The following is a 15,408-nucleotide window of genomic DNA, read 5'->3' on the forward strand; positions in this document are numbered from 1 at the left end:
ACGTTCAGGATTATACTCCTAAATATTTAAGAAAAGCCAAGAAAAATGTGTACATTATGTCAAACTCAATTCCCGGCCCGGACACAGGCAGAGGTGACAAGCCACAGGCAACCGGACAGCAAGATACAACCGAACCCAAGAACGCGGGTATTTACACACCTTCACAGGCTGTGGGACTGTCCCCCAGCGTTAAGCACGGCATCCCTGATTTTCCGGAAATCTTCCCACACCGAACGACGCAAGCCGGGATTGCGCAAAACCGCCGCCGGATGGTATGTCGGCATAAACTGCACGCCTCCCCGCTCAAACCAGTGACCATGACTTTCACCCATTTTCAGCTCGGGATTCAGTATACCATGAGTCGCCGCCAAACCCAGCAAAACCATGAATTTCGGCCTCAGTATCGCAAACTGACGACGCAGCCATGGAAGGCAAGCCTGCATCTCCGGCATGACGGGGGTGCGGTTTCCCGGCGGCCGGCACTTGACGATATTTGTTATGTACACCTTTTCCCTGGGGAGATTTGCCGCTGTCAGGATTTTATCCAACAGCTGCCCGGCTTTTCCCACAAAAGGCCTGCCCAGCTCATCTTCGGTTTCTCCCGGTCCTTCACCGACAAACATAATTAAGGAAGCCGGGTTGCCCTCCCCGAAAACAACTCCCCGGCAGCCTTGCCGTAAAGCGCAATTATTGCAGGAGCCGGCTTCGTTCGCCAAAGCGGCGAGTGCGGCCGCCAACTCAGCCCTGTCTCTTTCCCCGGGCTCCATATGCCTCCCCCCTATCGACACGCCTCGACTCGGTCCGATTCTATCTTCCGCCAGTACCGCAATCGTGTTTTGTCCTTCGCCGATGCCGCATCCGTGGCTTACGCCGGTACCGTACCTTTGTCAGACTGTCCGAAGGCAGAAGTATTCACTCATGCGGTAGGGATATCATCCCGAAAGCTCCCTGTCATTCTACCACGTTCTTTCAGTTTTCGTCAAAGCAATGTCGGGCGGCCCTCAACACAAGTGGGGAAATTCTGACGGGAGTGAATCCCGTCAAAGCCGGCAGTGGCTGCCTCCCCCTGTTCTTACCCCTCTTAGGGTCGGCTTGTCCTGCGCGCAATGCCCCCTAGATCTTGCGCCTTTCGATGTAATGGGTGTGCAGAAGCATGTGGGCCTTCTCTCCGTAGGGCTCACCCAGGTATTTTTCGTAGAGGGTCCGTACCGCGGGGTTCTCATGCGATTTGCGCAGGGTCTTGTTCCGGTCTTCCCGATAAATCGCGGCGGCACGGGCTTTTAAGATCTCCATATTACCATGGTGGTAGGGCTGTCCGCCTCCCCCGATACATCCCCCGGGGCACGCCATAATCTCAATCGCGTCATACTCACTGTCCCCCGCCTGAATCTTTTCCAGGATTTTGCGGGCATTGCCCAACCCGTGCGTCACTGCCACCCGAAAATCGCGGCCTGCCATGTCGATCACCGCCTCTTTAATTCCCTCCATGCCGCGGAACTCTTCGAATTCGATTCTTGCCAAAGGACGACCGGTAATCCATTCATAGGCCGTACGCAAGGCCGCTTCGATCACTCCCCCCGTGGTCCCGAAAATAACCGCCGCGCCGGTGGATTCGCCTAAAGGTTGATCAAAATCCTCATCCGGCAAAGCTCCGAAATGAATACCCGCCTCCCGGATCATGCGAGCCAACTCGCGCGTGGTAATGACGATATCCACGTCAGGGGTCTTGGGATCCCGGCCCAATTCCGGCCTGGCCGCCTCGTATTTCTTGGCGACACAGGGCATGACGGAAACCACCGTGATCCGTTGGGGATCAATTCCCATCAAGTCGGCATAATATTTTTTTGCAATCACGCCGAACATTTCATGGGGCGACTTGCAGGTCGAAGGAATGTCGAGCAGGTCCGGGAACTGATGCTCAAAGAACTTGACCCAGGCCGGGCAGCAGCTGGTCAGAATCGGCAGGCGCCCGCCCTTTTTCAGGCGATCCATCAACTCGGTGGCTTCTTCAACGATGGTCAGGTCGGCGGCGAACTCCGTGTCGAAGACACGATCAAAGCCCAGCCGTTTCAAGGCCGCCACCATTTTTCCCGTGACAATGGCACCCGGCTCCAGCCCGAACCCTTCGCCCAGGGCCACGCGCACGGCCGGGGCCGTCTCCGCAATGACAAAGCGCTCCGGATCGTTCAGGGCTTTCCACACCTTGTCCACTTGGTCGAGTTCTGTCAAGGCACCCGTGGGACACACCGCCAGGCACTGGCCGCAAAAGGTACAGGATGTTTTGTGCTGAGGCAGGTCGAAAGCTGTTTTGACCACGGTTTCGAAACCCCGTCCCACCGCCGAGTATACCCCCACGGTCTGGACCTCGTTGCACATGGTCTCACAGCGGCGGCAGCGGATACATTTGTTCGGATCGCGGACGATCGCCTTGCTGGACTTGTCGATGGCGAAGCGCGACTCTTCTCCCTCATAGGTGATATTGCGCACCCCGAGGTCTGAGGCCAAAGCCTGCAAATCGCAATCCAGATTCTTGGAGCAGGTCAGGCAGGATTTCGGATGATCCGAAAGCAAGAGTTCCACCATCGTACGTCTGGCCTTGATGGCCCGAGGGGTATCTGTTTTAACCACCATGCCCGGCGTTACGGGAGTGGAACATGACGGGGCCAGCGTCCGGCGTCCTTCCACCTCCACCACACATACCCGGCAGGAAGCGATATGGTTGTTCAGTTTCATTTCATGCAGATTAAGATAGCATAACGTGGGTATATCGATATTAATCGTGCGCGCCGCGTCCAGGATCGTGGTTCCCTCCGGCACCGAGACCGGAATATCGTTGATCGTGAGCTCTACAGCCATCCCGTTCCCTTCCTCTCTTTATTTCCTGACAATCGCGTCGACCGGACACTTTGCTTGGCAGGTGCCGCAGCGGATGCAACGCTCTTGATCGATCACGTGCTGCTTTTTGGGGGAGCCGGCAATGCAGCTTACCGGACAGTTCTTGGCACAAACCGTGCAGCCAATACATTTTTCCGTAATCGTGTACCGGGCCAGAGCCTCACAGACCCCGGCCGGACAATGTCTTTCCACGATATGGGCCACATATTCATCCCGAAAATACTTCAGGGTCGAGAGCACCGGGTTGGGGGCACTCTGACCCAATCCGCAAAGAGAAGCATCTTTGATAATCCCCCCGAGTTCAGTGAGACGGTCTAAATCTTCAAGTTCTCCCTTACCCTCCGTGATTCGGCTGAGAATTTCGTGCAGGCGTTTGGTCCCCACCCTGCAAGCCGTGCAACGCCCGCAGGATTCATCGACTGTAAACTCCAGATAGAACTTAGCCACATTAACCATGCAGTCATCCTCGTCCAAAACGATCAACCCGCCCGAGCCCATCATGGAACCGATACCCAACAGGGACTCGTAATCAATCGGGGTATCCAGACACTGAGCCGGAATGCAGCCGCCTGAGGGCCCGCCCGTCTGGGCAGCTTTGAACCGCTTACCTTTTTTAACCCCTCCCCCGATATCAAAGATGATCTCCCGCAAAGTTGTCCCCATAGGGACCTCCACTAACCCAACATTGTTCACTTTCCCGGCCAGGGCAAAGACTTTCGTTCCTTTGCTCTTTTCCGTGCCAATCTCGGCGTACCAGTCCGCGCCGCGTTCAATTATAATCGGAACATTAGCCAGAGTTTCCACATTGTTCACACAAGTAGGCTTTCCCCAGAGGCCCTCTTGCGCGGGATACGGCGGCTTCACAGACGGTTCACCTCTGCCGCCTTCAATGGAGTGAATCAAGGCCGTCTCCTCACCGCAGACAAAGGCCCCCGCCCCATACTTAATCTCGATACCGAAGCAGAAATCGCTGCCCAGAATTCTCTCGCCCAACAGTCCGTAGCCTGTGGCCTGCCGGATGGCCGTCTGCAATCTGTGCACGGCCAGAGGATATTCGGCCCGGATATAGATAAAGCCGTGCGTGGCTCCCACCGCATACCCCGCCAGGGCCATACCCTCCAATACACTGTTGGGATCCCCTTCTAAGATGGAACGGTCCATAAAAGCGCCGGGGTCGCCTTCATCCGCATTGCAAATAATGTAACGCTGTCCTCCCTCCGCCCGGCTCATGAGTTCCCACTTCAACCCTGTGGAAAAACCGCCCCCGCCGCGCCCCCTCAGGCCGCTGGCCCGGATCTCTGCGATAACCTCACTTGGTTTCATCTGAAAGAGCGCTTTCGCCAGGGCTTGATAGCCACCCAAAGCAATATACTCCTTCACATCTTCCGGGGCTATCAGCCCGCAATGACGCAGTGCAATCCGTAATTGGCGGTGATAAAAGGGAAGGTTGCGCTCCAGCCTCTCACCATTGACCGGATTGACATAAAGCAGCCGTTCCAGATACCGCCCCTGTATGAGATGTTCTTCCACAATGGCCGGCACATCGTCCGGCGACACCTCGATGTAGAAAACATCGTCCGGATGAATTTCCATGATCGGTCCCTTCTCACAAAAGCCAAAACAGCCCGTCTTAACCACCCGGACGCGGTCTTGCATTTGGCGCGCCGCCAGTTCTTTTCTCATCCTGGCTATAATCTCTTCGCTGTCGGAGGCTTGACAACCGGTCCCCCCGCAGACCAAAACCGTCATTTCCCGCTTGGCCCGCTCCTCGGGGGCGGCGCCTCCGGCTCCTTCGGGCGCAGGCTCTTCTCTATCTTTATCCTTGTCCTTATCTTTATCCTGATCTTCAACCTCTTCCTTATTCTTCTCCCCGGCATTCTGAGGAACGGACTCCGTGTCCTCTACTCCGACACCCCCCGGAATAGACTCCGTTTTCTCCACCCCACTGCACTCCGGAATAGACTCTGCTTTCTCCGCCCCACTGTCCTCCGGAATAGACCCCATTTGTTGCTCCCACGGTTCGATCCGCGCCTGTGCGCGCACCTCGATTAACCTTTGAGACTCATCCCTCAACCGATTCAGAGCATCTGTTGTTTCGAGCCGCATTCGTTCTTTCTCTCCTTCGCCGCAACGGTGTTGCGCCCAGCCGCAGACCAGAGCTTTCGCTCGCCGACACTGCCGCTAACCATCGCTTTAAGGTAATCCGGCAGGACCGCTGAGCCTGCCCTCCAAATTATTCCGACCGGTCCGTTGAGCCAATCCCTTACGCTGCCCCGACAAGGACCCTGAACTTATTTCTCGCGGTATTCCCCTAAAATCTCCTTGACTTGACCGACCTCGACTTTTCCGTATACTTTACCGTCAATCACCAGCACGGGGGCTAAGCCGCAGGCCCCCACACATCGTAAAGACTCCAAGGTGAAAAGACCGTCTTCAGTGGTCTCCCCTGTTTTAATCCCCAGCTGTTTCTCAACTTCCAGCTGGATTTTGGCCGCGCCGCGAACAAAACAGGCCGTCCCGGTACAGACATTTACAACATGGCGTCCCCGCGCCTTCATTGTAAAGAAGGAATAAAAACTGACCACCCCATATACCTTTGCCGCCGGAATATCCAGAAGGTAGGCAATATGCATCTGGACCTCCTCCGGCAAAGAGCCGAAAATCTCTTGGGCGCGGTGTAAAATTGCGATAAGGTTTTCCTTTTTGTACGGCAGCGATGCCACAAACTCATCCAACAGCGCAAATTGCCGATTCACGCCCCCGTCTGGGATCTCGGCCTGCTGCGTCATCTGACCAGGTTCACTCTGACTCATCAACATCTCTCCAGTTCAGAAAAAATCCCCGTTAGTATGCCCCGATCCCGAGCAGTTTATCAGCATTTCCGGCGTTCTCCGCCGCCTAAGAGCACGCGGACCCGGGGCTGCAACATGAGATACTTCATCTGGTACTCCCTTGGATACTAATCGGATACTTCTTTGAAGATGTGTCCAACCCGGTTGCTTATGCGATTGCGCATTAAATTTTGACGGACTAAAATGTCCGCATTTTCGAGCCTTTTTGGGGCAAAACGGGCATTGACGAGCTGTGTTGGCCATTTGGGCCCCCTATTCGGGCATTATGCGGTAGCCAAGACAAGGTACTTCTCGAGACGCTTCTTGACATACGTAGAACATTCCCTACTGACGAATCCCCAGACGACTGATCTTGACGATGTTTATGACGTATCGCATAACTGAACGCCGCTAGGCCAATGGAAGCATGGGTACGTCCCAACCTCGTAGTTGTCCTGCTCCTTTATCCCCTCCTGCCCTGCTTAGCCCGAAAACCACCCGCCGACGTAAATGTCCGGTGGACACCTACACCAGAGGCTTCACCCGTGACGATACCTTCGGGCGGCAGGAGCGGTTTTCGGTTTTCGCATCAGCCCCGGAGGCCGAATCGGAAGTCTGAGGCCGGAGGTCGGCTCAGAAGTCCGAGGCCGGAGGTCAGATGTCGGAACTTGGACTCCGCTACGGCAAAAAGGACTACAAGTTTCCTTGTAGTCCTTTTCTTTACCTGGCAACGTCCTACTTTCCCAGGGGACTGCTCCCCAAGTATCATCAGCCCTGGAGGTCTTAACTTCCGAGTTCGGGATGGGATCGGGTGGAACCCCTCCGGTAAAGTCACCAGATCTTGAGATGAACTGACTTTTTCAAGCCATGCTCTCTCAAAACTGCACAGATTCTTCTCTTTACTGTCTTTTGGATTTCGCCTCAGATTCAGAGTTCGTTTGAGCCCCCTCTGAATCTCTTTACCTTTTTGTGGCCTTACCGATATTCTTCTTCCCTTCGGTTCTGACGTTCTTTTCGAACCCCGAACCTCGAATTTCCAATATCGCTTTTGGTCAAGCCCTCGACCGATTAGTACCCGTCAGCTTCACACCTCACGGCGCTTCCACATCGGGCCTATCAACCTGTTCATCTTTCAGGGGTCTTACCGAGCTTACGCTCGTGGGAAATCTCATCTTGAGGTCGGTTTCGCGCTTAGATGCTTTCAGCGCTTATCCGCTCCGGATATAGCTACCCAGCGGTGCCTCTGGCGAGACAACTGGTACACCAGGGATCCGTCCATCCCGGTCCTCTCGTACTAGGGACAGATCCTCTCAAATTTCCTGCGCCTGCGACGGATAGGGACCGAACTGTCTCACGACGTTCTGAACCCAGCTCACGTACCGCTTTAATGGGCGAACAGCCCAACCCTTGGGACCTACTACAGCCCCAGGATGCGATGAGCCGACATCGAGGTGCCAAACCTCCCCGTCGATATGGACTCTTGGGGGAGATAAGCCTGTTATCCCCAGGGTAGCTTTTATCCGTTGAGCGATGGCCCTTCCACTCGGAACCACCGGATCACTAAGCCCGACTTTCGTCCCTGCTCCACTTGTTTGTGTCGCAGTCAAGCTCCCTTCTGCCTTTACACTCTTCGCGCGATTTCCATCCGCGCTGAGGGAACCTTTGGGCGCCTCCGTTACACTTTGGGAGGCGACCGCCCCAGTCAAACTGCCCACCTGACACGGTCCTCATCCCCGCTTCAGGGGACTAAGTTAGAATTTCAGTACAAAAAGAGTGGTATCCCACCGGCGACTCCACCAAGGCTGGCGCCCTGGCTTCTTAGTCTCCCACCTATCCTGTACATTCTCTACCAAAATCCAATGTCAAGCTGCAGTAAAGCTCCATGGGGTCTTTCTGTCCTGTCGCAGGTAACCCGCATCTTCACGGGTATTACAATTTCGCCGAGTCCCTCGTTGAGACAGTGTCCAGATCGTTACGCCTTTCGTGCGGGTCAGAACTTACCTGACAAGGAATTTCGCTACCTTAGGACCGTTATAGTTACGGCCGCCGTTTACTGGGGCTTCAATTCAAAGCTTCGGGTCTCCCCTAACCTCTCCTCTTAACCTTCCAGCACCGGGCAGGCGTCAGCCCCTATACTTCTCCTTGCGGATTTGCAGGGACCTGTGTTTTTGTTAAACAGTCGCCTGGACCAATTCTCTGCGACTCCTATTCCTAGGAGTACCCCTTCTCCCGAAGTTACGGGGTCATTTTGCCGAGTTCCTTAACGAGGGTTTTCTCGCGCGCCTTAGGATTCTCTCCTTATCCACCTGTGTCGGTTTACGGTACGGGCACCGATTCGCTCACTAGAGGCTTTTCTTGACAGCCTGAACTCAGTCCCTTCGCTACTTGTTTTCGCTCCCCATCACCCCTCAGAATCTCGCAGGGCGGATTTGCCTGCCCTGCTTCCTCGAGGCTTGGACGTGCTCAACCAACGGCACGCTGGACCTGTCCTTCTGTGTCACCCCATCGCTCAATCGCTTACCGGTGGTACTGGACTCTCAACCAGTTGTCCATCACCTACGCTTTTCAGCCTCGGCTTAGGTCCCGACTTACCCTGGGCGGACGAGCCTTCCCCAGGAAACCTTGGATTTTCGGCGGGAGGGATTCTCACCCTCCTTTTCGCATACTCATACCGGCATTCTCTCTTCCAAGCTCTCCACCCTTCCTTCCGGAAGAACTTCGCTGACCTTGGAATGCTCCCCTACCCCAGGAACGGAATTATTAAACCCTTAGCTTTGCGCTTATCCTGCTCGCTTCAGCCCCTGAAGAACATTTGGGAATTTTGCTCTTATTGAAACTTGCCTTCTTAGCAGATGCAAAATTCCTGATGTAGGGCTCTTTTTCGGGCCCTCTCTCTAAAGACTTAATAATTCCGTTCCTAGCCATAGCTTCGGTGATACGCTTGAGCCCCGTTACATTTTCGGCGCAGAACCACTCGACCAGTGAGCTATTACGCACTCTTTAAATGGTGGCTGCTTCTGAGCCAACATCCTGGTTGTCTGAGCAATTCCACATCCTTTTCCACTAAGCGTATACTTAGGGACCTTAGCTGATGGTCTGGGCTGTTTCCCTTTCGACTATGAAGCTTATCCCCCACAGTCTGACTCCCAATCTAAACCTAACGGCATTCGGAGTTTGATAAGGTTCGGTAACCGGGTAAGGCCCCTAGCCTATTCAGTGCTCTACCGCCGTCAGTCATCGATTGAGGCTAGCCCTAAAGCTATTTCGGGGAGAACCAGCTATCTCCGTGTTCGATTGGCATTTCACCCCTACCCACAGATCATCCCCTGCCTTTTCAACGACAGTGAGTTCGGGCCTTCAGTGGGTTTTACCCCACCTTCACCCTGTCCATGGGTAGATCACACGGTTTCGGGTCTACAGCATGGAACTATTCGCCCTCTTCAGACTCGCTTTCGCTCCGGCTCCGGCTTTTCGCCTTAACCTCGCTCCATACCGTAACTCGCCGGTTCATTCTACAAAAGGCACGCCATCACTCGTAGTTCGTGGTTCGATGCACGTCGTTCGATTCTTTGTATTCCTTTGCGGTCTTGACCTAAGATACGACTCCGTCGTATCTCGGTTTATCGCTTTTTAGAAACACATTCATCGAACCACGAATCTCGAACCACGAACCACAAGCTCTGACTGCTTGTAAGCGTACGGTTTCAGGTTCTTTTTCACTCCCCTCCCGGGGTGCTTTTCACCTTTCCCTCACGGTACTCGTTCGCTATCGGTCGCTAAGGAGTATTTAGCCTTGGGAGGTGGTCCTCCCAGCTTCCCACGGGGTTTCTCGTGTCCCGCGGTACTCAGGATACCCTCACAGCCTTCGCCCCTTTCACTTACAGGGGTGTTACCTTCTTTGCCCGGACTTTCCAGTCCTGTTCAATTAGAAGCTCCGGCCTAATAGAGGGTCCTACAACCCCGATCTCGATGTTCGATATTCGATATTCGATGTTCGTTTGCATGTGCATCTATTTGGTCTTTAGAAAACTTTTTCTTGCTTCCTCAGGCTTTCAAGATTTACTTGCACTCGAACCACGAACTTCGAACCACGAACATCGAGATCGGTTTGGGCTCTTCCCCGTTCGCTCGCCGCTACTGAGGGAATCGATAATTCTTTCTCTTCCTCCGGGTACTTAGATGTTTCAGTTCCCCGGGTTGTCCTCTTTAGCCTATGGATTCAGCTAAAGATAACCGGATATGACTCCGGCTGGGTTGCCCCATTCGGGTATCCACGGATCGAGGCCTGCTTACGGCTCCCCGTGGCATTTCGCTGTTAACCGCGCCCTTCTTCGACTCTTAGCGCCTAGGCATCCACCGTACGCCCTTAGTAGCTTGACCAAAAATCCGCCACTTAAGGTTCTTTTGAAACTTTCGTTTCTTCGGTTGAATCCTTTGACAGTATTGAAAAACTCTGTGCAGTTTTCAAAGAACAGCTTTTGAGGTTCCAAGCCGGACTCTGCCTACCGGGTACCTGTCTTCGATCTTCGAATAGAAATACCCGATATACGCGGTCGGTTCTGCCACCGAATGTCAGATTAGCCATCACCTTCCGGTTTCCGGCTTCCGTTTTGGTGGAGGTAAGCGGGATCGAACCGCTGACCTCTTGAATGCCATTCAAGCGCTCTCCCAGCTGAGCTATACCCCCATAATTGAGAGGCCGGAATTTCGGTTATAACTTCTGACTTCCCACTTCTGACATGGTCCCTCAAAACTAAACAACAAGCTGCGAACAGTTTGGACAAACCGATCGGGGTCAACCCACTTATCCGCTTTTGCCAATGCCGACCCCAATTTTGAGCTTACGCTCATTGACCAGCGAACTCATTTCTCCGGCCCGCGGCTTTAACCCCGCTGCAGGATACAACAGTCCGTTATCGACCTGAGGATGTTTTAATCAAATGTTCGCTTCTCTGTGACTGCTGCGGTTTTTTCAACCCCGCAGTTCACAGTCCGCTCAAACCGTGATTAAGTTCTCCTTAGAAAGGAGGTGATCCAGCCGCACCTTCCGATACGGCTACCTTGTTACGACTTCACCCCAATCATCGGCCCCACCTTCGACGGCTAGCCCCCTTGCGGGTTACCTCACCGGCTTCGGGTGTTGCAGACTTTCGTGGTGTGACGGGCGGTGTGTACAAGGCCCGGGAACGTATTCACCGCAGTATGCTGACCTGCGATTACTAGCGATTCCGACTTCATGCTCTCGAGTTGCAGAGAACAATCCGAACTGAGACCGGCTTTCTCGGATTCGCTTCACCTCGCGGCTTCGCTTCCGTCTGTACCGGCCATTGTAGCACGTGTGTAGCCCAAGACATAAGGGGCATGATGATTTGACGTCATCCCCACCTTCCTCCGGTTTGTCACCGGCAGTCTCTCTAGAGTGCTCAAGCTTTACCTGTTAGCAACTAAAGATAGGGGTTGCGCTCGTTGCGGGACTTAACCCAACATCTCACGACACGAGCTGACGACAACCATGCACCACCTGTCTCTGCGCTCCCCGAAGGGCACCCCTTAGTTTCCTAAGGGTTCGCAGGATGTCAAGCCTTGGTAAGGTTCTTCGCGTTGCGTCGAATTAAACCACATGCTCCACCGCTTGTGCGGGCCCCCGTCAATTCCTTTGAGTTTCAACCTTGCGGCCGTACTCCCCAGGCGGAGTGCTTATTGTGTTAACTGCGGCACAGAGGGGGTCGATACCCTCTACACCTAGCACTCATCGTTTACGGCGTGGACTACCAGGGTATCTAATCCTGTTTGCTCCCCACGCTTTCGCGCCTCAGCGTCAGTTACAGTCCAGAAAGCCGCCTTCGCCACTGGTGTTCCTCCACATATCTACGCATTTCACCGCTACACGTGGAATTCCGCTTTCCTCTCCTGTCCTCAAGACGCCCAGTTTCCGATGCAACCCTGGGGTTGAGCCCCAGTCTTTCACACCGGACTTAAGCATCCGCCTACGCGCCCTTTACGCCCAATAATTCCGGACAACGCTCGCCCCCTACGTATTACCGCGGCTGCTGGCACGTAGTTAGCCGGGGCTTCCTCCTTGGGTACCGTCACTCGCCTACATTATTTACATAGACGCCGTTCGTCCCCAAAGACAGTACTTTACAACCCGAAGGCCTTCGTCATACACGCGGCGTTGCTCCGTCAGACTTTCGTCCATTGCGGAAGATTCCCCACTGCTGCCTCCCGTAGGAGTCTGGGCCGTGTCTCAGTCCCAGTGTGGCCGTTCACCCTCTCAGGCCGGCTACTGATCGTCGCCTTGGTAGGCCGTTACCCCACCAACTAGCTAATCAGACGCGGGTCCATCCATAAACGGCAGCATCTTCAGAGGCCGCCTTTCCTTCCCCAGAGATGTCCCTCGGAAAGATTATCCGGTATTAGCCCCCGTTTCCAGGAGTTGTCCCGGCCTTATGGGTAGGTTACCCACGCGTTACTCACCCGTCCGCCACTAAGATATCCTAAAGTAAACTTCAAAATATCTCCGTTCGACTTGCATGTGTTAGGCACGCCGCCAGCGTTCGTCCTGAGCCAGGATCAAACTCTCCGTAAAACTTTTATCTTGACTTCCCCTGTGCCTTCAACCGCCCGGATTGCTCCGGCCGCCTTCCCTCACAGAAAAAGCAGATTCCCTCTTACGAAAGCTCCTTGGCTCTCTTATAAGATTCTCTTGACGAGTCTCATTGGCTGTCCTTGTTGTTTAGTTTTCAAAGACCGGTTCGCCTTACGGCTTCGCGTCGTTACCCGCGACGGAATTGAATTCTAGCACCTTCGACATCATTTGTCAACTACTATTTTCTTCCGCCTTTTTTCAGCCTGTCCGGCTCGAGTTTTCCTCGCGACCGGAAGCTCTTGCCCCGCGACGCTTAAATATAATAGCACCGTGAGAAATTTTTGTCAACCACTATTTTTCTACTAGTATTTTTCCCTAAACGGACCTTTATGCATCATTGAACCGGGTTTCGCCGCAGTTCAGCGACATTTGCTATATTACCACTCTCATCGTCATTAAGTCAATAGCTATTTTCAAATTTCCGGGGAAATCTTTTGGCCATGTTCTTTACCCATATGCTGACTGTTCAGGCGTAGACCCCCAGACCGCAAAAGCTCAGCCCATAGAGCTGAAAACAACTCCTCTTCAGCCGTTGGGTTATCCCTTAACGGCATGCGGCTGTGCCAAGGTTGAGCGGATTTTGGGGGCAATACTTGCCCCCAAAATCCGCACTTTAACCACGAAAGCCCGGCTTCCGCCCTCAGTGCGCGGTGAAAGGGGAAGTCGAGACTCATTGGGGCGAGATTCACTCGATCTCCTGGATAATTGGCAGGATCATGGGACGGCGCCTGGTTTTTTCGTAAAAATGCCGACTCAGTGCGTCCCGAACCTGGCTTTTCAGGATGGCCCATTCAGTGATCTTGTTTTCTCTGCACCTCAGCATGGTCTGCCGAACCTTTTCCTTGGCCTCTTCCAGCATTGATTCCGATTCACGCACGTAGACAAAGCCGCGCGTTACAACATCAGGTCCCGCCAAGATGGCGCCCGTGCTCCGGCTCAAGGTCATGACGACAATCAAAATTCCATCTTGTGACAACTGCTTGCGGTCTCTCAAAACGATGTTGCCGACGTCTCCGACCCCCAGGCCGTCAATCAGCACTTTCCCGGCTGTAACCTTGCCGCCCAGGGAAGCCCCGCTGCGGGTAAACTCGACGATGCTCCCGTTCTCGGCAACAAAAATGTTCTCACGGGCCATTCCCAACTGCTCAGCCAATTCGGCGTGCTTAATGAGCATCCGATATTCCCCGTGAACCGGAATGAAGTAGCGCGGCCTCGTCATGTTAAGCATTAGTTTCAGCTCTTCCTGACTGCCGTGACCGGAGACATGCATGCCTGATATCGCCTCATAAATCACGTATGCCCCTTGTTTAAACAAGTGGTCTATGGTCCTGGCGACGGATTTCTCATTCCCCGGAATAGGGTTGGCAGAAATGATCACCGTGTCACCCGGTTGAATCTCGACCCGGCGATGATCATTCATAGCCATCCGCGTCAAAGCGGACATAGGTTCCCCCTGGCTTCCCGTCGTCAAGATACAGGCCCTGCTGCCGGGAAGACTGAGCACTTCCTCGATATCAACCAGCGTATCCTCGGGAATATCCAAATATCCTAACTCATTGGCGATCGTTACTACGTTCACCATGCTCCGCCCCACCACCGCGACTTTTCGGTTTGTCTTATAGGCGGCGGTAATCGCCTGCTGTATGCGATGCACATTCGACGCAAAGCTCGCTAAAATAATCCTTTCCTTGGCATTACGAAAAGCCTCGTCAAACGTTTGCCCTACGCGGCTTTCGGACATCGTGAAACCCGGGCGTTCGACATTCGTACTGTCAGACATCAAGCACAAGACACCTTTGTCTCCGAGTTCGGCAAACTTGTGAATGTCCAGCGTCTCGCCCGACACCGGAGTATGGTCCAGCTTGAAATCCCCCGTGTGGATGACCGTCCCCAAGGGTGTGTGGACCGCCAACCCGACAGCGTCCGGAATACTATGGTTGACCCGAATGAATTCCACTCGAAACACTCCGAGTTTGACCACATCCCGTGGCTGCACAACAGTCGCCTTAATGTTGTTTAAATTGCTCTCCTTGAGTTTGGATTGAATCAACCCCAGCGTCAACCGAGTCGCGAAGATCGGCACGTCCAGATCCCGCAGCAAATAGGGCAAAGCTCCGATATGGTCTTCATGACCATGTGTGACCAGGATACCCAGCAGGGACTCTTTATTCTCAATCACATAGGAATAGTCGGGTATGACGATATCAATCCCCAACATTTCATCTTCAGGAAAAGCCAGCCCGGCATCCACCAGCAACATCTGATTATCGTAGCGAATGACTGTCATGTTTTTCCCGATTTCCCCCAAGCCCCCTAGGGGGATAATTTGCAGTTTGTGTTCTCTTGGCAAATACAGACACCTCCGGTATTTTCTTACTCCTTTACTACAGACAATTGTTCTGCCACCCTAAGTGCAGGCTCCTATCGACGTCCCTTTTTCCTAAATCCGAACACGAACAAGAGCGAGTCCAGCCTGAGGATTGCTGCCTTGCTCCTCGGGGTTGAACTCCTCAAGCCTGACTAGACCCTGTTTGCCTTCTATACATTTAACTTTCCGAATTAGAAGCCAAAGACGTGAAAACATATCCGGACACAACGCCCCTGGTGTCCGGACGGCTTTCCAACAACATAGAGTTAAAACCGCACAACAACGTTAACGTAATTATACAACTAAGAATCATACCTGACAAGTAAGAATCATACCTGACAAGGCTAAAACCATCGCTATAGGCCCGGCGCACGGGCATAACTAGTCAGGCAGAGATCCCCCTGCCGCAACCGCGTGACCCATAAGGCATAACCCCACAATTTTTCGTATCTTCCGGCAGGAATCGGCCGCCTGTGCAGGGAATACAGATGAAGACCGGAATGAGCAGATTCGCCTGCGGTAAGCGCATCTCACCGGTGCAAGCGCGCGTAATCCGACAAAGACATATTGCTGGGCAAAAACACGGATTGCAGGGCCGGTGCGTGACCGGGTAAACGCATTTGTCCTCTCGAACCTACCCAGCCGCTAAGGGCGCCTGCTGCCGA

The 15,408-nt window shown here is 53.7% G+C and carries 5 protein-coding genes, 1 tRNA gene and 3 rRNA genes; all 9 read right to left on the bottom strand.

Annotation, left to right across the window (positions count from 1 at the left end; translation table 11 throughout):
* Positions 1-161: 161 nt before the first annotated feature.
* The 9 genes from MNU25_RS15355 to MNU25_RS15395 all read right to left on the bottom strand — a co-directional run bounded on the left by MNU25_RS15355 (position 162) and on the right by MNU25_RS15395 (position 14,725).
* Positions 162-767, bottom strand: a complete 606-nt coding sequence (locus MNU25_RS15355; RefSeq protein WP_240985868.1) for a uracil-DNA glycosylase — start codon at positions 765-767, stop codon at positions 162-164.
* Positions 768-1,113: 346 nt separating this feature from the next.
* Positions 1,114-2,856 carry an NADH-dependent [FeFe] hydrogenase, group A6 gene (locus tag MNU25_RS15360; RefSeq protein WP_240985869.1) on the bottom strand — a complete coding sequence of 581 codons (1,743 nt, stop codon included), beginning with the start codon at positions 2,854-2,856 and terminating at the stop codon, positions 1,114-1,116.
* Between the two features lie 18 nt (positions 2,857-2,874).
* Complete coding sequence (locus MNU25_RS15365) at positions 2,875-4,644, bottom strand: NADH-quinone oxidoreductase subunit NuoF (protein WP_240986878.1); 1,770 nt, start codon at positions 4,642-4,644, stop codon at positions 2,875-2,877.
* A 542-nt stretch (positions 4,645-5,186) separates the two neighbouring features.
* On the bottom strand, positions 5,187-5,684 hold the full coding sequence (locus MNU25_RS15370) for an NADH-quinone oxidoreductase subunit NuoE family protein (protein WP_240986879.1): 498 nt from the start codon (positions 5,682-5,684) through the stop codon (positions 5,187-5,189).
* A 764-nt stretch (positions 5,685-6,448) separates the two neighbouring features.
* Positions 6,449-6,565 (bottom strand): 5S ribosomal RNA (gene rrf / locus MNU25_RS15375).
* A 209-nt stretch (positions 6,566-6,774) separates the two neighbouring features.
* Positions 6,775-10,106: ribosomal RNA gene (locus MNU25_RS15380) — 23S ribosomal RNA — on the bottom strand.
* 231 nt (positions 10,107-10,337) lie between these two features.
* Positions 10,338-10,413, bottom strand: a tRNA-Ala gene (locus MNU25_RS15385).
* Positions 10,414-10,748: 335 nt separating this feature from the next.
* Positions 10,749-12,315: ribosomal RNA gene (locus tag MNU25_RS15390) — 16S ribosomal RNA — on the bottom strand.
* The 16S, 23S and 5S rRNA genes sit together here with 1 tRNA gene alongside, the layout of an rRNA operon.
* 745 nt (positions 12,316-13,060) lie before the next feature.
* Positions 13,061-14,725 (bottom strand): ribonuclease J, encoded by a 1,665-nt coding sequence (locus tag MNU25_RS15395; protein ID WP_240985870.1) that lies wholly within the window; start codon positions 14,723-14,725, stop codon positions 13,061-13,063.
* Positions 14,726-15,408 lie beyond the last annotated feature (683 nt).

The sequence above is a fragment of the Acididesulfobacillus acetoxydans genome, from assembly GCF_902729405.1.
GTDB classification, from domain to species: domain Bacteria; phylum Bacillota; class Desulfitobacteriia; order Desulfitobacteriales; family Desulfitobacteriaceae; genus Acididesulfobacillus; species Acididesulfobacillus acetoxydans.